The sequence below is a fragment of the Sutterella massiliensis genome (assembly GCF_016899755.1).
Lineage (GTDB): Bacteria > Pseudomonadota > Gammaproteobacteria > Burkholderiales > Burkholderiaceae_F > Sutterella > Sutterella massiliensis.
Genome location: NZ_JACJJC010000516.1, coordinates 1 through 243 on the forward strand (window position 1 = coordinate 1; position 243 = coordinate 243).

Below are 243 nucleotides of genomic sequence, written 5' to 3' on the forward strand. Positions count from 1 at the left end.
GAAGTCCATCGCATACGAGCCGATGCTTATTGCCGAGACCGGCCCCGAGGTGACGATTATTCACGCCGGCCGCTCGAGCCAGGACATCCTCTCGACGATGCGAATCGCCATGATGCGCGACGCGGCGATCGACTTCGCCCGCGCGTTCGACAAGGTGCTCGACAAACTCTTCGAGCTCGCACAAGAGAACCGCGACACGATCGTGCCGAACTACACGAACGGCGGCGCAGCGCAGCCCAACAG

The 243-nt window shown here is 62.6% G+C and carries 1 protein-coding gene; it reads left to right on the forward strand.

The features are described from left to right. Window positions 1–243, forward strand: a 243-nt coding sequence (locus H6A60_RS13535) for a lyase family protein (RefSeq protein ID WP_275114243.1), incomplete at both ends; no start/stop codon positions are given.